At 62.1% G+C, this 20,922-nt stretch carries 16 protein-coding genes, 1 tRNA gene and 1 other RNA gene; 4 read left to right on the forward strand and 14 right to left on the reverse strand.

Translation table 11 applies throughout. The features are described 5' to 3' along the window. Positions 1–13 precede the first annotated feature (13 nt). Together G453_RS0115670 and G453_RS0115675 are read right to left on the reverse strand one after the other, a co-directional pair. Positions 14–352, reverse strand: coding sequence for a P-II family nitrogen regulator (locus G453_RS0115670; protein ID WP_027191817.1), 339 nt, complete (start codon positions 350–352; stop codon positions 14–16). 12 nt (positions 353–364) lie between these two features. Beyond that, on the reverse strand, positions 365–1,576 hold the full coding sequence (locus tag G453_RS0115675) for an ammonium transporter (RefSeq protein WP_027191818.1): 1,212 nt from the start codon (positions 1,574–1,576) through the stop codon (positions 365–367). Positions 1,577–2,021: 445 nt separating this feature from the next. Here G453_RS0115675 and G453_RS24510 point away from each other — a divergent pair, with 445 nt between their 5' ends. Further along, the gene (locus G453_RS24510) at positions 2,022–3,488 is read left to right on the forward strand and encodes a response regulator (protein ID WP_051272502.1); all 1,467 of its coding nucleotides are present in this window, start codon (positions 2,022–2,024) and stop codon (positions 3,486–3,488) included. Between the two features lie 85 nt (positions 3,489–3,573). Here the strand turns inward: G453_RS24510 and G453_RS26545 are convergent, their stop codons facing one another. Beyond that, complete coding sequence (locus G453_RS26545) at positions 3,574–4,047, reverse strand: tetratricopeptide repeat protein (protein WP_051272503.1); 474 nt, start codon at positions 4,045–4,047, stop codon at positions 3,574–3,576. Positions 4,048–4,268: 221 nt separating this feature from the next. Between G453_RS26545 and G453_RS0115690 the strand changes: the two genes are divergently transcribed. Beyond that, a complete protein-coding gene (locus G453_RS0115690; protein WP_235731777.1) occupies positions 4,269–4,874 on the forward strand; it encodes an FkbM family methyltransferase in 606 nt (201 codons plus the stop codon). A gap of 227 nt (positions 4,875–5,101) precedes the next feature. Beyond that, complete coding sequence (locus G453_RS0115695; RefSeq protein ID WP_156920971.1) at positions 5,102–5,674, forward strand: hypothetical protein; 573 nt, start codon at positions 5,102–5,104, stop codon at positions 5,672–5,674. On the opposite strand, the gene cysS is transcribed toward G453_RS0115695, so the two are convergent. The 7 genes from cysS to G453_RS0115725 all read right to left on the reverse strand — a co-directional run bounded on the left by cysS (position 5,671) and on the right by G453_RS0115725 (position 12,161). After that, on the reverse strand, positions 5,671–7,128 hold the full coding sequence (gene cysS / locus G453_RS0115700) for a cysteine--tRNA ligase (RefSeq protein ID WP_027191822.1): 1,458 nt from the start codon (positions 7,126–7,128) through the stop codon (positions 5,671–5,673). The genes G453_RS0115695 and cysS overlap by 4 nt on opposite strands. A gap of 96 nt (positions 7,129–7,224) precedes the next feature. Further along, positions 7,225–8,460, reverse strand: a complete 1,236-nt coding sequence (ispD, locus tag G453_RS24515; RefSeq protein ID WP_051272504.1) for a 2-C-methyl-D-erythritol 4-phosphate cytidylyltransferase — start codon at positions 8,458–8,460, stop codon at positions 7,225–7,227. A gap of 139 nt (positions 8,461–8,599) precedes the next feature. Next, an RNA gene (rnpB, locus tag G453_RS26575) (RNase P RNA component class A) lies at positions 8,600–8,969 on the reverse strand. An 81-nt stretch (positions 8,970–9,050) separates the two neighbouring features. Further along, positions 9,051–9,803, reverse strand: a complete 753-nt coding sequence (locus G453_RS0115710; RefSeq protein WP_027191823.1) for a zinc ribbon domain-containing protein — start codon at positions 9,801–9,803, stop codon at positions 9,051–9,053. Between the two features lie 164 nt (positions 9,804–9,967). Next, positions 9,968–10,987: a Nif3-like dinuclear metal center hexameric protein gene (locus tag G453_RS0115715; protein ID WP_027191824.1), complete on the reverse strand. Its 1,020-nt coding sequence runs from the start codon at positions 10,985–10,987 to the stop codon at positions 9,968–9,970. Positions 10,988–11,114: 127 nt separating this feature from the next. Next, a tRNA-Ile gene (locus tag G453_RS0115720) sits at positions 11,115–11,190 on the reverse strand. A 71-nt stretch (positions 11,191–11,261) separates the two neighbouring features. Continuing rightward, a complete protein-coding gene (locus G453_RS0115725) occupies positions 11,262–12,161 on the reverse strand; it encodes an NAD(P)/FAD-dependent oxidoreductase (protein ID WP_027191825.1) in 900 nt (299 codons plus the stop codon). A gap of 184 nt (positions 12,162–12,345) precedes the next feature. Here G453_RS0115725 and G453_RS0115730 point away from each other — a divergent pair, with 184 nt between their 5' ends. Then, positions 12,346–14,643: a hypothetical protein gene (locus tag G453_RS0115730; protein ID WP_027191826.1), complete on the forward strand. Its 2,298-nt coding sequence runs from the start codon at positions 12,346–12,348 to the stop codon at positions 14,641–14,643. Between the two features lie 78 nt (positions 14,644–14,721). Here the strand turns inward: G453_RS0115730 and G453_RS0115735 are convergent, their stop codons facing one another. The 4 genes from G453_RS0115735 to G453_RS26550 form a co-directional block, all read right to left on the reverse strand. Further along, the gene (locus G453_RS0115735) at positions 14,722–15,336 is read right to left on the reverse strand and encodes an HAD family hydrolase (RefSeq protein ID WP_027191827.1); all 615 of its coding nucleotides are present in this window, start codon (positions 15,334–15,336) and stop codon (positions 14,722–14,724) included. A 1-nt stretch (position 15,337) separates the two neighbouring features. Next, complete coding sequence (locus tag G453_RS0115740) at positions 15,338–15,808, reverse strand: RpiB/LacA/LacB family sugar-phosphate isomerase (RefSeq protein WP_027191828.1); 471 nt, start codon at positions 15,806–15,808, stop codon at positions 15,338–15,340. Between the two features lie 146 nt (positions 15,809–15,954). Further along, positions 15,955–17,700, reverse strand: coding sequence for a sensor histidine kinase (locus G453_RS24520; protein WP_051272505.1), 1,746 nt, complete (start codon positions 17,698–17,700; stop codon positions 15,955–15,957). 319 nt (positions 17,701–18,019) lie between these two features. Next, positions 18,020–20,572 (reverse strand): PAS domain-containing protein, encoded by a 2,553-nt coding sequence (locus tag G453_RS26550; RefSeq protein WP_084502413.1) that lies wholly within the window; start codon positions 20,570–20,572, stop codon positions 18,020–18,022. Positions 20,573–20,922 lie beyond the last annotated feature (350 nt).

Consider the following 20,922-nt stretch of genomic DNA (forward strand, 5'->3'; position numbering starts at 1 on the left):
CGTGTGAGTCGGGTTAGATGGCGTCCTTGCCGGTTTCGCCGGTGCGGATGCGCACGACTTCCTCCACCGGGGTGATGAAGATCTTGCCGTCGCCTACCTCGCCGGTGCGAGCCGCTCCTTCGATGGCCTTGAGGACCGTGGGCACGATGGCTGCGTCGATGACCAGCTCGATCTTGATCTTGGGGACGAAGTCCACCTGGTACTCAGCGCCGCGGTAGATTTCCTTGTGTCCGCGCTGGCGGCCAAAGCCTTTGACCTCGGAGACGGTCATGCCCTTGACGCCCGCATCGGTGAGGGCCTTCTTGATGTCTTCCAGCTTGTAGGGCCGGGTAATGATTTCAATCTTGCGCATGGGTTAGACTCCTTAGTTCTGATAGCCGGTTTCGCCGTGCTGGCTGACGTCCAGACCCTTGTTCTCGTCTTCCTCGTTGACGCGGACCTTGATGATCGCGTTCACGATGTACAGGATGACGAGCGTGCCCACGAAGCAGAACACCCAGGTGGCCACCACGGAGATGAACTGGCTCCAGAGCAGATCGGGGTTGCCGTAAAGCAGGCCGTCGTTGCCGACCTCGTTCACGGCCTTGGTGGCGAACAGGCCGGTGGCCAGCGCGCCCCAGGTGCCGCCCAGGCCGTGCACGCCCACAACGTCCAGGGCGTCATCATACTTGAAGATGTGCTTCATGTTAACACCCAAATAGCACACCAGGCCGCCGACCAGACCGATGATGATGGAGGCCATGGGGGTGACGAAACCAGCGGCCGGGGTGATGGCGACCAGACCGGCGACCGCGCCGGAGGCCAGGCCCAGGGTGGTGGGCTTGCCGCGATGCATCCACTCCGCGAAGATCCAGGAGAGGGAAGCGGCGGCGGCGGCCAGGTGGGTGGTGACGAAGGCCGAGGCGGCCAGATCGCCAGCGGACAGCGCGCTGCCTGCGTTGAAGCCGAACCAGCCGAACCACAGGATACCGGCGCCGAGGATGGTCATCGGCAGGTTATGAGGGATGAAGGGCTCGCGGCCGTAGTTCTTGCGCTTGCCCAGGAAGAGGCAGAAGGCCAGGGCGGAAGCGCCGGAGCTCATGTGGACGACCGCGCCGCCGGCGAAGTCGAGCGCGCCAAGGCCGGCCAGCCAGCCGCCGCCCCACACCCAGTGGGCAAGGGGGTTGTAGATGCAGATGGCCCAGATCAGGCTGAAAAGAAGGAAGGCGCTGAAGCGGATGCGTTCCGCGAAGGCGCCGGAAATGAGTGCCGGGGTGATGACTGCGAACATCATCTGGAAGGCCATGAAGGCCAGGTGGGGCACGGTCTTGGCGAGGTCGTTGGGCTTATCCATGCCCGCCAGGTTGAGGTAGTCCAGGCCGCCCACGATGCCGCCGATGTCGGACCCGAAGGCCATGGTGTAGCCGAGGATGGCCCACTCGATGGAGATCAGGCCGATGAGCACATAGCTGTGCATCAGGGTGGCCAGGACGTTTTTGGAGCGGACCATGCCGCCGTAGAAAAGACCAAGCCCGGGAGTCATGAGCAATACCAGGGCAGCCGAGATGAGAATGAAAGCTGTGTCCGCCGCGTTCATCAGATAACCCTCCTGTTTTCGATGCTGGCTTCCGGCAGGACTCCCCTGCCGGAAGCCTCGTGCCTGCCTTTGTTGTAACCGGGAGTTTCCTGCCTGCTCTGTCCGGCTTGGGCGGCACGGCTAGAGAATTAACGACGTTTTTACACTTTTGCAAGTTTTTTGTGGAATCAGACATTTTCAGGATAAGCGGTTCAAAAATGTCAGCATGGTGAGATTTGGCTGTTAATTGCTTAAATTAGTATGTTTTTTTTGGCAAGTGGCCCTTGGTTTCGTGTGGATATTTTTTTACAAAATATGCAAATTTTTTCAATTGGAGCGGTTTCGTCCAGGTGGGTGCAGAAACAGGCCATCCTGGAGCAGGAACTTTTGTCGTTTACCAGCTTGCCATGCCCGCTGGTTTGGGACAAAGATACGGATAAGCCTGTAAACCATTTCAGGAACTCACATGGCCGAAACGCTCCCTGCTGCCAAATGCATACTCACCGTGGACGACGACATTTCCGTGCGGGCCACCATAGCCGCCTGGATCGAGGACACAGGGTACACACCCATACAGGCCTCAAGCGGCGTGGAGGGATTGGAAAAGCTCGCGCAACACAAGCCCGACCTCGTCCTTCTGGACCTTCGCATGCCGGTCATGGACGGCCTTGCCTTCCTGGATGAAAAGAAGAGGCTCGGAGACGACACACCCGTCATCGTTGTCTCCGGCAGGGCGGACCTGCAGGACGCCATCCGCGCCTTCCGCCTGGGAGCCTGGGATTACATCACCAAGCCCATCGAGAGCTTCGAGCTGCTGGAACACGCGGTATCAGTGATCTTCGAACGCCGGGATATGGCCTTGAAGATCCGGCAGGCCGAGGCGCGCTATACCAATCTGGTCCAGAACATACCGCTGGTGATCTTCAGCCTGGATGAGAACCTCAACCTTCAGTTCGTGAACCGTGCCAGCCAGAGCATGCTCGGTTTCTCCCGCGAGGAGGCCCTGGAGTCGCCCGGCTGGCTGCTGGAACGCATCCACCCCGACGACCGGGACCGCGTCCGTCAGGTGCTCCAGGGCAGCCTGGACGACTGCACCCTCACGTTTTCCAAAACCTGCCGCCTGCTTCACAGGACCGGGCGCGTAGTCCACGGCATCCTGAAGTCCGTGCCTTTGGGCAGTTGCGACGCAGGGTACGGCCGTCCCGTGGTGGAAGGAATCATCCTGGACATAACCGATCGGCTGATGCTGGAAAAGTATCTGGTGCAGAAGGAGAAGGTGAAGACGCTGGGAGCGATCTCCGCCGAAGTGGCTCATGAGATACGCAACCCGCTCATGTCCATCGGGGGGTTCGCGCGCAGGCTCCTGAAAAAGTCTCCGGGTTTGGCTGAAGCCGAGATCATTCTCGGGGAGGCACAACGCCTGGAGCGCATCCTGGACCGTATCCGGGACTACCTGAGCCCCGTGCGACTGCACCGGACCGCCATCCTGCTCTCGGACGTGGTGCGCGACTGCCTGGAATTGCTCTCGCCGGAACTGGACGCCAACGGAGTGAGCCCCTCATTGGATGTGGAGCCGGACATCACCGCCGTGGAGGAAGACCCTGACCTGTTGACCCAGGTGGTCATAAACCTCATCCGTTCCACCCTCACCACGTTGGCGCCGCAGGGCCGCATGTGGATACGGGCTTTCGTGAGCGAGCAGTTCCTGCATCTGGAGATCGGCGGGGATCAGGCCGCGCCGGTGGAAGACGTGGAAAAGGTGTTTCTGCCCTTTGACGAAGGGGGGGACACCATAGGGCTGCCGTTCTGCTATCGGCTGCTGCGCACCATGGGCGGCGCGCTGGCCTTTGAACAGCGCGACGGCAAGGGGTTCTACACCATGAGCGTCCCGCGCGGCGAGCACGGCCCGACCGGCTTCAAGAGCCAGCGCTGAAGGCTCTGCCTGCGAGTCCCCCGGAATTGCGCTTCCGGTAAAACCGCCGCACTTCACATTTTGGTCTTTCGAGCGACGCTCAGGCTCAGAGCGAGCCCACCCGGCTGAGGTTCCCCTCGATGCGCCGGTACAGCGTATTTTCCCTGCCGAGCTTGCCTTCCACCAGCGCCAGCGCCTGCCCGAATTCCTGGGCGGCCGCGTCCGGTCTGGACGCCAACAGATGCACCAGCCCCAGGTTGTTGCGCAGCTTCGCTTCGTACATGGATACTCCGGCGCTGCGGGCGAGGCCTATCCCCTCGGAGAGCAGCCGGTTCGCCACATCAAAATCGCCGTGCTGGCAGGCGTCCATTCCCTGTCGGTTCAGGCGCGTCATGGTCTTGGCCCGGCATCCGCACGAGCTGGACCCGCACCCAGGACCACCGAGGGAGCTGCAATTGCTCCCGCAGCCGCATCCGTCCGACTTGTGCCGGGCTGGCGCGGTCACTGCGCGCGAGCGCACCAGGGTCGAGAACATCTCGCTGGGTCGGGCTTTGGAACCGATGCTGGATTTCGTGGTCATACGCACCTCCACGGTTTTTTGCGGAGAGTCGGGGCCGGACACCACCCATGGACTCCGGCCCCGACTTGTTCCACATGGCGTGAGGAGTGTTTATTGAAAACGATTCTCAATGTCAATGCACTGTTTCACACTTTTTCGTTTCATGCCATACAAACCCCATGATCAAAGCGCACTTGCCTATAAACTCGCGTCAGGACCCTTTCGCCAGGTTGCTGCACATAGTGCCCGACGCACGCCGGATCATCGACGGCGGAGCCAACAAGGGGCGCACCGTGGCGCGTTTTCTGGACCTTTACCCGCAGGCGCACGTGGCAGCGTACGAGCCTATGCCGCGTCTGGCCCGCAAGCTTCACAAGCGTTTCGCCGAGGATCACCGCGTGAGCGTCCGCGCTGCGGCCTTGGGCAGTTGTCAGGACCGCCTCTGCCTGAACGTGCTGGAAAGCGCCACCTGTTCGTCGTTTCTTGCGCCAACCGGGATCCGCGACAAGCACGCGGGAAAGCCCATGGACGTGGCCCAGACCGTGCTGGTGGACGTCGTCTGTCTGGACTGCGAACTGGCCGCATCGCCCGACATCATCAAGCTCGATCTGCAAGGTTTCGAGCTTGAGGCGTTGCGCGGGGCCGAGGCCCTGTTGCGGGGTGTTGCCGCCGTCCTCTGTGAGGTGTCCTTCGCCAATCTCTACGAGGGACAACCTGCCGGTGGCGACGTGATAAGCTGGATGGAAGAGCGGGGGTTCAGGCTGGACGGGCTGTATGGTCCCTGGTTCGACAAGGACGGCACCGTAATCGCCGCGGATGCGCTGTTTGTGGCGGGAAGAGAAGAGTAAGAAAAGAGGGGGATGCCTCCGGCGGCCAGAGAGGAAACTTTTTGGAAAAAGTTTTCCTCTCTGGACTCTCCTTCAAAAACTTTTAAGTAGCTTCGCGACGGGCCGGGCAGTTTGGCAGAAACCGGACGAAAGACATCAAGGCTCAGGCAGGGACGCAGATGCCTTGCGGTCAGAGCGGGCACTTCCCAGCATATTTGTCACGTGCCGGGCAACTTGGGAGAAAGCGGATGAACGACGCGAAGCCTATTGCAGGGTCCAGGGGGATCATCCCCCTGGCGGGTCCAGGGCGGAGCCCTGGTGGGGTCTGGGGCGAAGCCCCAGCATGCGCGCGTTGCCTGACGTGGGCGGTGCTGTCGGTGTGCCTGCTTCTGTCGGCCTGCGGCCAGCCGGGCGTGGAGCTGGTCCAGAACGGCACGGTGCCCATGAACCCCACGGCCCCGGTGGGGCTGGCCATCAAGAGCTATGCAGGCTTCAAGGAAGTCACCTGGGAGCAGTACGTGGACGCCCAAGGCGTGACCCGCGTGCTGGCCACCGGCGAATACCGCATGGACCTGCCGGAGATCCAGGCCTGCCCCAGGCGTGGGGACGGCGGGGAAGTGAAGGCCGCGCGGATGTTCCTGCGCATGATTTTCTCGGTGGATCTGGCGGACAAGAGCTTCACTTTCAGCGACGCGCAGTTCCTGGTCTATTCGCCTAAGGGCTGGTCGGCGTCCTACCCGGCGGGACTCACGGTGTTCGAGGCCATCCTGGCGGGTGAATCCGGCATCACCTGCGGCGTGGCCTACGTGGACGTGCGCTAGGCCACGTCCCACACTGCCCCGGCAGGGGTATCCTTCACATCCACCCCCATGGCGGCAAGCTCGTCCCGGATGCGGTCGGAGGCAGCGAAATCCTTGTTGGCGCGGGCGTCCTTGCGCGCGGCCAGCAGCGCTTCCACGGCGGCGGCCTCGATGCCCTTGCGCCTGGCCTTGCTGTCGCGCAGGTCGATCAGGAAGGTGGCCGGGTTGGAATCCAGCACTCCCAGGATTTTGGCATAGCCCGCGACGTCAGCCTTGATGCGTTCCAGGATGGCCTTGCCGCCCTGGCTCTTGCGCAGGGTCTTGTCTTCCATAATGCGCCCGGCCAGGCGCACCATGCCGAACAGATGGCCCAGTGCGGCGGCGGTGTTCAGGTCGTCCTCCATGGCCTGGACGAACCCGGCCTCCAGGAGCGACAGCTCGTCCTCGAGTTCCTTGGGGGCGGGCGTTGCGGCCCACTTGGTCCCGGCCAGCACTTCCTCCATTTGGGCCAGCGCGGAATAGATGCGCTTGATTCCCTTCTCGGCCTCGTCCAGGGCCTCGGTGGAGTAGTCCAGGGGCGAGCGGTAGTGGGCGGTCACCAGGAAGAAGCGCAGCACCTCGGGCAGGCAGTAGCCGAAGATGTCGCGGATGGTCACGAAGTTGCCGAGCGACTTGGACATCTTCTCGGAGTCGATCTGCACGAAGCCGTTGTGCACCCAGAAGTTGGAGAACTCCTTGCCAGCGGCGGCCTCGGTCTGGGCGATTTCGTTCTCGTGGTGGGGGAAGATGAGGTCCTGGCCGCCGCCGTGGATGTCCAGGGGCAGGCCCAGCAGGTCCTCGCTCATGGCCGAGCATTCGAGATGCCAGCCGGGGCGGCCCGGTCCCCAGGGGCTGTCCCAGGTGGGTTCGCCGGGCTTGGCGGACTTCCACAGGGCGAAATCCAGCGGGTCTTCCTTCTCTTCGCCGGGGGCCACGCGCGCTCCGGCCTGAAGCTCCTCGAGGTTGCGCCCGGAGAGCTTGCCGTAGGGCTTGAAGGCGCGCACGCGGAAATACACGTCGCCGGACGGGGTGGCGTAGGCGTAGCCTGTGTCGATCAGGTGCTTGGCCAGCCGGACCATCTCGCCGATGTACTCGGTGGCCTTGGGCTCCAGGTCGGCGCGCAGGATGTTCAGGCGGTCCATGTCTTCGTAGAAGGCGTTGATGTACTTCTCGGACACTGCCTCGGAGGTGGACTGCTCCTGCTGGGCGCGCTTTATTATCTTGTCGTCCACGTCGGTGAAGTTGCGGGCGAAGCGGACTTCCAGACCCTGGGAGCGCAGGTAGCGGACCATCACGTCGAACACCACGGCGGAGCGGGCGTGCCCGATGTGGCAGTAGTCGTAGGCGGTGATGCCGCAGACATACATGTTCACCCGGCCTGCGGTGACGGGGACGAAGAGTTCCTTGGAGCGCGTGATGGTATTGTAGAGCTGCATGCTTGGTCCTTGAAGTCTGCTTGGAGGAAGTCGTTTCGGGGCAAAATCCGTTGCAGAGCGCGGCCCAAAAGTCAAGGCGGGCCAAGCTCTGGCGCGTCAGGAGCAGGGCCGCAGGGCGTCCGCGTCCATGAGCGAGATGGCCGTGGCCGTGGCGTAGGCCTTGATCCCCAGCTTCTCACCGGTGAAGCCGAGCTTCTCCTCGGTGGTGGCCTTCACGTTCACCCGGTCCTGCGCAAGGCCCAGAAGACCGGCCACATTGCGGCGGATGTGGTCGCGGTGCGGTCCGATGCGCGGAATCTGGGCCACGATGGTCAGGTCCACGTGCGTGAGCGTGAGCCCTGCCGGGCCGAATTTCGCAAGAACCTCGCTCACCAGGATGGAGCTTGCCACGCCCGCATAGGCCTGGTCGGTGTCCGGGAAGTGCTGGCCGATGTCGCCCTGGCACAGGCAGCCAAGCAGCGCGTCGGCCAGGGCGTGCAGGAGCACGTCGCCGTCGGAGTGGGCGATCACCTGGGGCGCGCCTGGGATGGGCGTGCAGCCAAGGACCATGGGACGGCCTGGAGTCGATTCGGGCGTCTTCGCGGTGACGTAGCGGTGCACGTCGTAGCCGAAGCCCACGCGGGGCACGGCGATCTGGGGGGATGTACGGCCCAGCAGGCGCAGGTCCTCGGGCGTGGTCAGCTTCACGTTGTCCTCCGAGCCTTCCACCACATGCACGGGCAGGCCCAGCGCCTCGGCCAGCCCCGCGTCGTCGGTGACGGTGAGATTGTCGCGGCGCGCCGCCTCGAAGCCCTGGCGCAGTGTCTGGAGCTCCACGCCCTGCGGGGTCTGCACCGCCATGAGGCGCGAGCGGTCCGGCGTGGACGAGACCACGCCGCCGGATACTTCCTTGATGGTGTCCTTGACGGCCACTGCCGGGATGACGGCCTTTGCCCCGGCACGCAAGGCGTCGATCACCCGGACGATGACCGCCGGGGTGACGAAGCAGCGCGCGGCGTCGTGCACCAGCACGTGGGTGCAGAGGGCGGGCAGGGCGGCCAGGCCGTTTTCCAGCGAATCCTGGCGGCGCTCTCCGCCTATGGCGGTGGTCCACTCCAGGCCAAGCGGCGCTTCGCGGTCAAGCCGGGCGATGGTTTCGGCCATGGCGTCATGCTCGCTGGGCGGCAGCACGAAGACCATGCCGGACACGCCAGCCGTACGCGCGAAGGCGCGGGCCGATTTCCAGAAGACCGGCTCGCCGCCCGCGTCCAGGAACTGCTTGCGGGTGGAGAGGCCTGCGGCGGCCATGCGCGAGCCGCTTCCGGCGGCCAGGAGTATGGTCCAGACGTTCATTGGTGTCCGATCGTTTGAGGTGCTTGTTTCGGAAGCGGGAAGATGCCCCAATCCGGGGCGGTTGTCACCTGCGGCGACTAATCCCGCCGCGCAAAGAAAAAGCTCCCCGGAGCGTGCGCGCCGGGGAGCGATATATCGAGAGGGGAGTCGGCCATAAGCCGGATTCTGTAACCCGGGCCTTGCGGCCCTGGCGCTGTCATTCCTCTAGGGCGGCGATTACTCGCCGCCTCAAGCAACCTACCCGGAAGCTTCGGCCGGGCCAGCCTCAAGCGCTTCTCTATTTGGTCTTGCTCCGAACGGGGTATGCCTAGCTTGCCGTGTCGCCACGGCAACTGGTGGGCTCTTACTCCACCGTTTCACCCTTACCTGCCGGTTGAAACCGGCGGGCGGTCTGCTTTCTGTGGCGCTGCTCCGGGGATCGCTCCCCCTGGGGGTTACCCAGCGTCCTGCCCTGCGGAGTCCGGACTTTCCTCCCCAGGTTTCCCTGCGGCGACAGCCTGTCCGACTCCCCTCGATGAAACTATGGCCCGAAGGCCCGGGCGTCCAGAGTCATGTCCTCGGGATTGCCCGTGTGATGCAATGCGGCTGCACTAGGCCTTGGCGTCGGCGGTCTCTTCCGTCTGCGCAGGCGCGATGTGCTGCTGCCAGTAGATCAGGCGCTGGCAGTTGGGGCAGGAGAGAATCTGCTGACCCTTCTGCAGCTCGATGTAGGCCTGCGGCGGAATGGAGATGTTGCAGCCGGAGCACACGCCCAGGTCCACGGACACGATGACCGGGTTGGCCAGGCGCGAGCGGATGAACTCGTAGCGCGACAGGATGGGCGGGGGCAGCACCTTGCAGGCTTCGCGGCGCTGGCCGTTCAGGACTTCCAGGCGCTTCTCGGCGGCGGTCATGCGCTCGGCCAGTCCGGCGCGGGCGGCGTCGAGCTCCACGCGCACGGCGTCGGCCTGGGCGGTCACTTCCTGGTCGGCTGCGGCCTGGCGCTCCAGCTCTTCGGCGAAAGCGGCCTTTTCCTCGTCGCGCGACCTGTTGAGCTTCTCCAGGGAGTCCATCTCGCGCACCATGGCGTGATATTCCTTGGAGTTGCCAACCATCATCATCTTGCTCTTGGACTTCTTCAGGCGGACGCTGTCGTCGGCCAGGTCGGTCTCAAGGCGCCTCAGCTGGTCGGTCAGGTAGTTGAGCTTTTCCCTGACCTGCTCTTTGGCGGCTTCGGTGTCCTGGAATTTCTTTTCCAGGCCCTGGATTTCCTTGGGGGCGTTTGCAAGCTCGGACTTGAGGGCGATCATTTCGCCGTCAATAAGCTGGAGCATCACCAATTGTTCGATCTGCTTCTGGTACATTGCCGTCTCCGGGTGTGTTCGTCGGCGCCCTCATGGCTTTGTCCCGCTGTCGGCGGGAGTCCGCCGTGAAGGGAACCGACCTTGACCGTCAATCGTCTTTCGAAACTGTCGATATTCCAACGGATTGCGCGCCTGCGCAATCCGGTACGAATCAAATCCGGGCGCTAGGGCCTTATAACCGCCCGCATGGGGTCGGCGCTGGCGAAGAAGCGCACCTCAAGGTCCCGGTCCTTTGTCTGTCCTGCAAGCGAATCCGCGAACCGGCGCATCATCTCTTCCTCCAGCACCCGGTGTCCCACGTCGACGGTCAGGCCCAGCGGGGCCAGATCCAGGGCCGGGTGATGGGTCACGTCGCCGGTCAGGAACACGTCGGCTCCCTTGGCGAAGGCCAGGGGCGCGCAGGACGAGCCTGACCCCGTGCAGTAGGCCACGGTGCGAACGGTCTCGGGCTGCTGGCCGATCATGGTGAAGAACGAGCGCGGCACGGCCTTCCACAGCGCCTTCAGGAACTCATCCCAGCCCAGGGGCTGCGCGAGCCTGCCGATCAGGCCGTAGCCGTAGGGCTCGGCGGGTTCCTTCAGGCGGATGGCTCCGGCCATGGAGGACACGTCGGGGCAGTCGGCCAGGATCTTTCGCATGGCGGGCCACTGCGGCTCCGGACAGGAGAAGGCCTGCGGGGCGTGGCGCAGGGCGTCGCGGTCGAAATGCATGCGGTCCACGTCGAGCTCGTCCGGGAAGACCAGGCCGTTGAAGCCGTCGGTGGCCACTTCCTTGTAGATGCTCATGATGCGCGGCGTGTCGCCCTGCGGGTCGACGATGGCGCGCTGCATCAGGCCCAGTTCGTCGGCCAGCCAGGAGGCAGGGCCGCCAGGGGCGCAGTCCAGGGAGGTGTGGGCCGCGAAGAGCCAGGCGTCGTGCGACAGGAGCAGCTTGAGGGCCGCGTGGTGCGCGTCGACGCGGTCCGGCAGTCGAGGGGTCTTGCCCAGCGGATGATGGGTGAGCACCACCTGCGCGCCCCATTCGAGCGCCTCGGCCAGGATGTTGGGGGTTGGGTCCAGGGCCACGGCCAGCCTGGAGGCGGCGGTGGTGACAGAGGCCACCTGCACGCCGCAACGGTCCCAGGAGGCGGCCATGTGCGGCGGGGCGGCCTGTTCGATGAGGCCAAAGATTTCGCGTATGTTCATTTGTCAAAAAAGAAGGCGCTTTCCGGGTGGACCCCTAGGAAAGCGCCTTCCGGCAAGCGTTGTGTGCGGTGTCCGCCAAAGTGGTGTATCGCACGTCGTTCGTCAACGAAGCATCCTTACGAGGGAGTGGTGGGCCCACCAGGATTCGAACCTGGGACCACCCGGTTATGAGCCGGAAGCTCTGCCAACTGAGCTATAGGCCCCCCAACTCAAGTCTGAAACAGGATTCATAGTCCCTGGCGCGCAGTCCTGTCAAGGAACATGGGGCGAAATATTATCCCTTCGGGCATTTTTCCTTGAGCCAGCTGATGGCCGACTTGGCGGCCAGCGCGCCTTCGCCCACTGCCACCGCGATCTGGAGGAAGCCGCCGGTGCAGTCCCCTGCCGCGAAAACGCCCTCGATATTGGTCTTCATCTCGCTGTCCACCGAGAGGAACTGGCCGTTGCGGGCAACGCCCAGAGTGTAGGCGAAGTCGGTGGAGGACGCCTCGCCCATGGCGATGAACAGCCCGTCCACGGCGCGGGTTTCGGTGCTGCCGAAGGTCACGGCGCTTAAGCCGGGCTGGCCGGAGAGAGCGGTGATGGTGTCGGTGGTCACGGACACGCCCGCCGCGTCAAGGCGCGCCAGGAATTCCGCCGGGATTGTGGGGGCCTTGCCCTGGGTGCAGATGCTCACGTTGGGGGTGTAGTTCAGGAGCTCCAGGGCCTGGTTGGCGGCGAACACGCCTTCGCCCAGCACCACGACGGGCTTCCCCTTGTAGAAATAGCCGTCGCAGGACACGCAGTAGGACACACCTTTGCCTTCGTAATCCGCGATGCCGGGGATCTTGGGTTTGGTGCGGCTGACGCCGGTGGCCAGGATGACCGCGCAGGCCTGGTATTCGCCCTTGTCGGTTTTTATCTTGAAGCCGCCCAGGTCGCCGTGATGGATGCCCAGCACCTTCTCGCAGCGGATGTCCGCCCCGAAGCGCGCGGCCTGGCGGCGTCCGCGCTCGATCAGGTCGCGCCCGGAGATGGTGGTCTCGAAGCCGAAATAGTTGTCGATGTCGTAGTCGCCCTCGATCTTGGGGGCGCACCCCAGGACCAGGGTGTCAAGGCCGGCCCTGGCCGTATAAATGGCGGCGGAAAGCCCCGCAGGCCCCCCGCCAACTATCAGACATTTGGTCTTTTCCATGAAAGCCTCCGAAAAACGGTGAAAAGCATTCGTTCAATATACACACGCACGGTAAAATGGGAAGCCTCCCGTGCCGGGGGCGTGGATCGGGGCTTTGGGCGCGCCCCCGGTTGCCAGGGGGGGCTTATCCACGTAAAGAATGAGCCGGACTTGGAATCGTAATGCAAAGGATATTGTGCTTTCCATGAAACACTCTCCCTTCGTTACCGGCGACGGGCAGCTGGTCGAGGCCAGCGTCATCCATTTCAATCAGGAACTCGCCGCGCCGCAGCTTTTCGGGGTCATGCGCTTCACGCACGTGTCCGACGCCCTGCGCGGACTGGTGCGAGACATTGCCGGGCGGGCCAGGGACGAATCCCGTCCTCTGGAAAACTACCTGGACATAAGCGGACGTAGCGGCCATTCGCGCATCGGCATCGACATCCATCTGGGAGATGGCGAACCGGTGGTCTCCGACGCCCAGAAGTTCATCGAACTGCCCGTGGTGGTCACGGCGCTGAACAAGCATCTGGCCGAATCCCTATCGGACTTGCAGCTGCTCACCCAGCGCGCTCCCGTGGACATCGGCAGGCTGTTCGTGCCCATGGGGAGGCCGCTCTCGCGAGACGAGGTGCTGGACGCCCTGGAGCGCGAGGAGCTCCTGCTCCCCGAGACCCACACCATAAGCCCCGAGGGCGTGGTGGAGATACCGCTCGAGAACGTGCGCTACATCCTGTCCCAGCGCCTGATCTCCATCCCCAACAACTTCGCCGAGATGATCGTGCGCGGCAAGCACGGCCTGTCCACCTTCCAGCAGCCGGCTCCTTCGGGCCTGCCCAAGGAGATCGCGCCCAAGGAGTTCATGGTAAGCGCCGTGCGCATCTCCATCGGGCCGTTCACCGCTTTCATCTCGCGCCAGCTGAGCCACTCCGGCGTGTTCCACCTGGCCTCGCGCCTGCTGGACGGCGTGCGCACCACCGGCATTGCCACCCTGCGCCAGGCGGAAATCTACAACCAGGGCGAGGACGCGGCCAACTGCCGCGACCTGCGGGTGCGCATCAAGCTCTATCCGGCGGACGAGCGCGTGGCGGCCATCTCCCAGCGCGTCTTGAAACCCGGCAAGGCCACCACGATCCTGGCTCGCGGAGTGGATTTCGCCGAGATCACCGACATATTCAATCCCTCCGCCTGCAACGCCCTGTTCGATGAAATTTCACAAGCGCCGGGGCGCGGCGGCCTGTACGGGCGCATCATGATGCCCGGGCGCATCGTGAACATTCCCTGGGAGCAGGAGGACGGGCGCTGGATACCGGAATTCCAGTGGGGGCTCCTGTACGAGTGCGCCAGGGGCAACGTGGCCGAGGCCATCCTGGCCGAAGAGGAAATCCCCAAGCGTTTCCGCACCTTCCTGCACGACCTCAAGTACGTGGGCGGCGAGCAGAGCCTCTCCAAGGTGTTCGTGGCCGACGCGCTGCCCCCGGTGGACGCCCTGCGCGTTCTCAAGCGCAGCGGGGTTGGCGTGGTCGTCATCCGCAGCATCAACATGCGCGGCGCGGGCAACGGCGAGAAGCCCGAGTATTACCTGGACCAGTCCTCCTATGAGGAAATCGCCCGCCTGTGGCGCGAGGGCATGCGCTTCTACATGATTTTCGGTTCCGAGGATCACAGTCACATTCGCGAATTTTACAGCGGCTTCTGGGTGACCGCCGAAGGCAAGGAAGGCATCACCCGCCTGCACACCACAGTGGCCTTCTTCGGGTCTGCCGTGGACGAGACCAAGGCCATCCTGCTGGCCCAGTTGGAGGACTTCTTCGCGGCCCTGGCCGGAGACGAGCGCCTGGGCAAGGGGCTGGCCGTGGCCCACGGCAGCGGGCCGGGCGTGATGAAGGCCGTGGACGACGCGGCGGCCCGCCACGGCATCTACCGCATCGGCGTGGGCATCGACGGCGAGCGCATCGGCCAGGAGACCAACTTCTCTCCCGAGGCCGTGGTGCAGTTCGTGAACATAGCCCTGAACACCCGCCAGGACATCCTGGACCGCCGGTCTCTGTTCAAGGTGTTCAATCTAGGCGGCTACGGCACCTGCTACGAGATCAACATGGCGCTTACCTTCATGAAGATCGGCCACTGCCTGCCCGCGCCCTACGTGTTCGTGGACCCCGTGGGCATGGGGGGCGACGGCGGGCACCTGTGGCGCAAGGCCATCGAGCAGTTCCAGGAGATCTCCGTGCCCCACGAGGTGAACGGAGTTCATATCCCCGCGCTCGGCCCCATGTGGGTGGTCAACTGCTGCCATCTGGTGAGTTCCTACCCGGAGGCGCTGGCAGTGCTGAAGGGCTTCCTGGACGACCCGGCCGCCTACTGGCGCAAGGCGGGCATCGAGCTGTCGCGCGTGATTTCGGCGCGTGACAACCTGGCCCGGGCCGGGGTGGTCATCCCGCCCTATATCGAGCGAGCCTTGCAGATGGCCATGGCCCAGGAACTGGAAGAAGACATGAAGTAGAGCACTATGCGCGCGGCTGGACGCCAGCCGTGGACTTTGAAAAGGGGCGCTCGCGCATGGCGGGCGCCTCTTTTGTATTCAGGACGAAAGCCCCAGGGCGGAAAGCTTTGCGCGGGTGGTTTCCAGGTCCGTGTGCAGGATGCCCGTGATCTGGAGCGAACGCGCCACTTCCACGAACATGGCCCTGTCGTCCAGGTAGGCCACCTCCTGCGGTCGCACCTGTGAGACATCCAGGGCCAGGGTGTAGATGTCCGTGTCGGGCTTTCTGATGTGCACGAAGCAGGAGGCCACGAAGCTGTCCACGAACGCGTTCAGGCCGAAGGCCCGGATGCGGTGCTCGGTCAGCTCCCGCCCCTCGTTGCTCACCACGGTTACCCGGAGATTATGGCGCTTCTTGAGCGCTTTCACCAATTCGATCATCCCCGGCAGAGGCTGCGAGCACGAGAACATGAACTTGCGGAAGTCGTCGCGCGTGAAGGGGCGCGGCGCGTGGAACACCACCCGGTCCAGGTAGCTGTCCAGGCTCAGCTTGCCTTCCTCGTAGGTGTCGAAGGTCAGGTGATGGCGCTCGTCCATTTCGTCCAGGTCAAGTCCGAAGGTCTCGGCTGCGGCCCGGCGGCCTTTGCGGTCCCAGCCGTTGGTGAGCAGCACCCCGCCCACATCCAGGAAAAGAGTGGTGACCTCCGATGCCATGTCAGTTCCCTCCGGGAGGTGCTGTCAGTCCGGCTTCCAGGGCGTTGACCTTGCCGAGCCTGCGCGCGTGCCTTTCGGCTCCGCTGAAGCGCGCGGCCAGGAATATCCTGCAGAGTTCCAGGGCCTGCATGGGGCCGGTCACCCGGCTGCCCAGGCACATGATGTTCATGGCGTCGTCCTCCACGCCCTGGTGCGCGCTGAAGCTGTCGGTGATCAGGCAGGCCCGCGCGCCGGGAATCTTGTTGGCGGCGATGCAGATGCCCACGCCGCTGCCGCACAGGGCGATTCCCCGTTCCACGGCCCCGGAGGCCACCGCGCGGGCCAGTGCCGCGCCGAAATCCGGGTAGTCGTCTCCGGTGTCCAGGGCTTTGGCCCCGAAGTCTTCCACCTCATGCCCGTCTGCTCGCAGAGCCTCTGCCAGGATGCGCTTCAGTTCGAAACCGCCGTGGTCGGCGGCGATGCCCGTCCGCATGGGAATCTCCTTTGGGGTGGCTGAATATGCGCCTGGACGCAAACCAGCAACCGGGATGATTCCCCGAAGTATCAGGATTTCAGGAAAGCGTCCTCAAAATTCGCCTTGATCGTACCTGAAACAGGGGCGAAGGATACGACGAATGCTCAGTTCCGGCAGGCGGCGCATCCATTGCCGCTTCGGACGGTGTTCCCGCAACCGCATTCCTGCCCCGGTTGCGGGAATCCCGGGCTGTTTTCTTGCGAGGGGATGTGTTCGATCGGCAGCGTAACCGTCACGCGCGTGCCCTCGGACTCCGAGGAATAGAACGTGATTGCTCCGCCGTGGGCCTGGGCGATCAGCCGGGCGCTGTACGCGCCAAGACCGGTGCCGTTTCTTTTGCCGCTGGTGGCGTATTTCTGGAAGAAGCAGTGGCGGATGTCTTCGGGCACTGCCCCCTGGTTGTGGATTCCCACCTTCAGGGTCGAGCCGTTGGGCGTGATATGCACCGTGATCGCGCCATTTTGCGGAGACGCCTCCAGGGCGTTCTGGAGCAGGTTGGAGAACATGTTTTCCACCAGCGGGGCGTGGCAGGACAGAGGCAGCGCCACGTCCAGGCCAAGCGGGACGTTCTCCAGCAGGATGCGCATTTCCAGTTCGCGGTTGCTTAGGGCCGAACTCATGCCCAGGCGCAGCCGATGGAGCATCCGGGCGAGGTCGCACCGGGTCGGCTCCAGCTTGAAAAGACCCTGCTCAATCTTGAAGATGTCCAGGTTCAGCTCGACCAGCTGCAGCATGCCTTCACTGCATTCGCGTATGGCCTCCGCCCATTCCTTGACCTTTGCTTCCTGCGTCCGGTCTTCCACCAGCTTGCTCAGGCCGAGTATCCCGGAGAGCGGGGATTTGAGGTCGTGGCGGAGCATCGCCTCCACGCGCTGGCGCATCTCCTCCGCCTGGACGCGCTTGGTGACGTCGTGAACGATGGAGAACAGCAGGGGCCGCCCCTGGCGCTGGACCGGGCCGCTGTAGACCTCCACGTCGCGGAGTTCTCCGCTGGCGAGGCGGTGCTTGAACAGGAAATGCCTGCATGTGCCTGTCCAGGCCCGCTGGAGAATCTGGAGCACCTGCTCCGAGGGCATGGTGTCGATGTCCTGGATTCGCAACTGCGTCATCTCGCCGTAGGCGTAGCCGTAAAATTCGCAGGCAGCCGCGTTGGCGTCGATTATTGCTCCTGTGCCGGGATCGATGAGCAGCTTGAGGGCGATGTTCACGCAGAAAATCGCCCTGTAGAGATCCTCGTTTTCCCTCTGGGCTCTTTCCGCCTGGATGCGCGACAAGGCCAGGGCGACGTTGTCCGCAAGTTTTTCCAGAAATGATATGAGTTCCGGGGTGAAGCGCCCCGGTCGCGTGTCGTTGAAAAGAAGGATTCCGAACGTCTCGGCCCTGTAGCGCAAGGGCACCAGGGCCATGGACTGGTACGGCCTCCTGCCTGCCTGCTCCTGGGGGGACGCCTCCTCTTGGTCGCCATTCCTGATGCAGAACGCGCCGTTGTTCCAGAAGGTTCCGTGGGCCGTGAAAGTCGGAGCGGACATCGCAGTGACGTCGCGTGAGCCGGTCTTGTCCGGAGACGTCGTCAAGGTCTGTGGGGAGCTGGGGGTCTTCTCGCCTGGAGGGCAAAGCCTGTTTTCCATGTGTATGAAGTCTTCGGCGAACCCGTCCGTCTCGATATACGGGTGCTCATGCCCCGTACGCAGGCGGATTCCCACCGCCTCGCAGCCGGACCAGTGCTGCAACAGCGGCAGCAGGGCGGTGAGCATTTCTTCGGGACTTGCGCCGGAACTCAACAACCCGATGAGTTCCATGAACATTTCGCGCTCGTCCACGGTGCGCCCGGCGGAACATGTGCAGTTCATTCGCCTTTATCCTCCAAATCAGGGCGTCTTGCGTTGCAAGGGCAACGGCTGCCTGATTATGGTCTCTGTATAGTGAAGTTGGCCCTCTATCTAGTAAAGCTTCTTCGCTATCGCAATGCAATTTTTGAGGTGAGTGTGGGTGGTGGTGCCAGGAGCGCCCTGTCCCATTCGATGTTGATTGAATTTCAGAGACGGGCGTCTGTATGGATACGGACTGTGAATATCGTCCACGAATACGGCAATATCCTCCTATTGCGGTATGAAAACTGTCCATCATGGTCAGATATTGCGATGCCATAAACAGCCTCCCTCGGGAGAGTCACCGTCGTTCATCCTGAGGAAATGGAAGGATCACACTGACCGTGGTCCCATCTGTGCCCGATGTGGTGAACTCAATGCCCCCCCCATGAGCCTTGGCGATGAGTTGGGCGCTGTAGGTTCCCAATCCCTTGCCATGTGATTTTCCCTCAGTTGCGTATTTTTCAAAGAAACGGTCACGGATAGTTTCGGGAATTGTTCCCATATTATGGATATCGATGCGCTGTTCGTCATTCTCGTGGGAGAGGGAGATAGTCACGTCGTTATCCCCTGGCGAGGCTTCCACTGCATTCTTCACCAGGTTCAGGAGCATGTTCTCGATCAGGAATTCTTCTCCAAATACCAAGGAAAGTTGACGCGCGACGGGGTCGAGCGCTCCCTGCTGGACAAGGCGGATCCGTTTGGTCGTTATCCACGTTCGCAGCGACAGTTCGATGCTCTGCACCACTCCCTTGATGTCGAACCATTTTGATTGAGGCTTGTATTCCCCAAGCTCCATTTGAGCGACTTTATCTGATGAATCAATCAGATTGATCACTTGGCGGATGCCGTGCAGGAGCGGTGGAATCTCCGCGCGCAACTCTCCGTCCAGATCTTCGCTCAAGGCATATTGAGCAAGGGAGTGAATGCCAGCAAGAGGAGCCTTGATGTCGTGGCGGATGATGCGTTCCACATCTATTCGGAACTGCTCAGCCCTCTTGCGGCCGGTGAAATCAGCATAGGTCCCGATGATGCGCGTCGCTTTGTTGTTCTCATCAAAATCCATTAGCTGTGATTTCTGCGCAATCCAGAGGTAGTGCCCCTGTTTAGTTTTCATTCTAAATTCTTCATTGAACCGACTGTCACAGTTCTTCATTGCTTCTTCAAAGTTACGCAAGACCCTTGGCAGGTCATCTGGATGGACTTGCTCGCGCCATGTGTCGAAACTTGGGGTGAATTCTCCTGGTTCATACCCCAGCATTCTAAACGCTTGGGGACTTAAAAAAATATCGCCAGTATTGAGTGACCAATCCCAGAGTACAATATTTGTTGCGGCTAAGGCCAGCTCGAGTCGTTCTTCATTCTCTTTCAAGGCTTGTTCGGCCTGTTTGCGTTTAGTTATGTCGCGTCCTACCACTACCGAGCCGACAATCTTGCCGTTCGTGTCATATAGCGGAGCGAAACTGTAGCTTCCAACCCAACGCTCGCCAGTGTCTCTGCGCCGAAGGTTGTAAATGACATCCTTGCCGGTCTCGCCGCGCAATGCTCTGGGGACAGCCCATTGTTCCAAGGGAGCCAAGTCTCCGTTTTCCGTGAAGACTTCCAAAACGTTTGGGAACTCAGCCAGATTCTTGAAGCATTTTTGCCTGTCATTGAATCTGTAAAACGATGCAAACGCGTCACTGGAGACGAGGAAATTTCCGTCTACGTCTGAAATGAACATGGCATCAGACATGCTCGCCAGGGCCGTATGGAGCAAAAACTGGCTCTCGCGCAGGGCATTATCACGCTGCTGAAGGAGTTCTGAAGCCCTGGCCAGAGATTCGCCCACCCCCTTGGTCTCACTGAAATCATAGTGGCCATTGGCCACCGGTTTTCCCATGCCTACAGCCATGGCCGCATCTGCGAGGGAATTGATGGACTGGGAAATACTGTTCCCCAGACGCAAGGCGATGCCCACACCAATGCACCCAAGAAGGAACGTGCCTCCGAGCCCCCAAAGCAACCATGGCCACAAGTGTTTCTCAACGGAGGCCATAGGCACACTGATGACCATGGTCCATCCCGAGATGGTCGACTGGCTGTACCCTACCAGGACCGGTACTCCTGCAAGTCCCTGGGCTTCAAAGACTCCCTCTCGCGCTGTTTCTTTGTGGCGAGCGAGAACTGGCATATGGGGCGTTGTTCCTGCGAACTTCTCATGGTCCCGTGTGCGGGTCGCAACAACGCCGTTGCTGTCCAGGATCGTGGCCGTCCATTCAGGTGGCAGCTTCGGAAGCAATAGGTTCTGCAACAGGGTGTCCACGGGCAAGGTCATCCCCAGGTCGTAGATCGCTCGGCCTTCTTTCATGACCGGGACATCGAATCCGACAAGGTGACGGCCTGTAACCGCTCCCTTGAATATGTCGCTTACGCTCGGCTCGCCGGTCTCAAACAGACGTTTGACTCGATCCGGAATATTGCGTTTGGGAAGGGGTGCTCCATGAGGAAGATAGGAGTTGGCCAACTGCTGCCCTGTCTCGTCCGCCAGAATGATGTCAGCTCCGGGACGACCTACAAGAGCCAGCAGGGTCTGATCGTACAGGCAGGTGAGATTGCCCGATGAGAGGGCAGGTGATTTGGCCAGCGTTTGCAAGGTCGCAAGAATACCCTCCAACTCCTGGTCCATGGTTGCGGAGTACCTGCGGGTGGTCTCAAGCATGCTTTGGGAAATATCTTCGCGCTCTTGCTGATAATGTGTGTAAACCAGAATACTGGCGGCTATACCAACCGGCAATACACTTGCCACGATCAGCAGGACAAGCCGGAAGCGCATGGACTTTCGCAGCGAACGCCATCTATGTCCAAGGTTCATAGATTACTCGTTCAAGATTCGCACGTTAATAATGTATGCTGCGCATATTGAGGAGTGAGTTTGCCCCAGAGGCACCTTGTTACTTGTCGAAGCACTATCCGGAAAGATACTCTCACCTTTGTTGTAGGATCGCAATCAAAAGCGTTTGTCGATCGTCTTGAGGTCGCGTTCTGATGTATGAGCTGTTCTTGACCGGGCCAAGAACAGGTCCTTCTGGATTGTGGGGGCTGAGCGGACGACCTGTTCGCGCTCTGCATGACGGTCACGCAGGCAGGGCCATGACCGACAAGGAGGAGTATCTCGTCTTGCCAGTTCCTGGATGCGGCCAGCACTGACACGGCCATCGCTAC

The organism is Fundidesulfovibrio putealis DSM 16056 (assembly GCF_000429325.1).
In the GTDB taxonomy this organism is placed as follows: domain Bacteria; phylum Desulfobacterota; class Desulfovibrionia; order Desulfovibrionales; family Desulfovibrionaceae; genus Fundidesulfovibrio; species Fundidesulfovibrio putealis.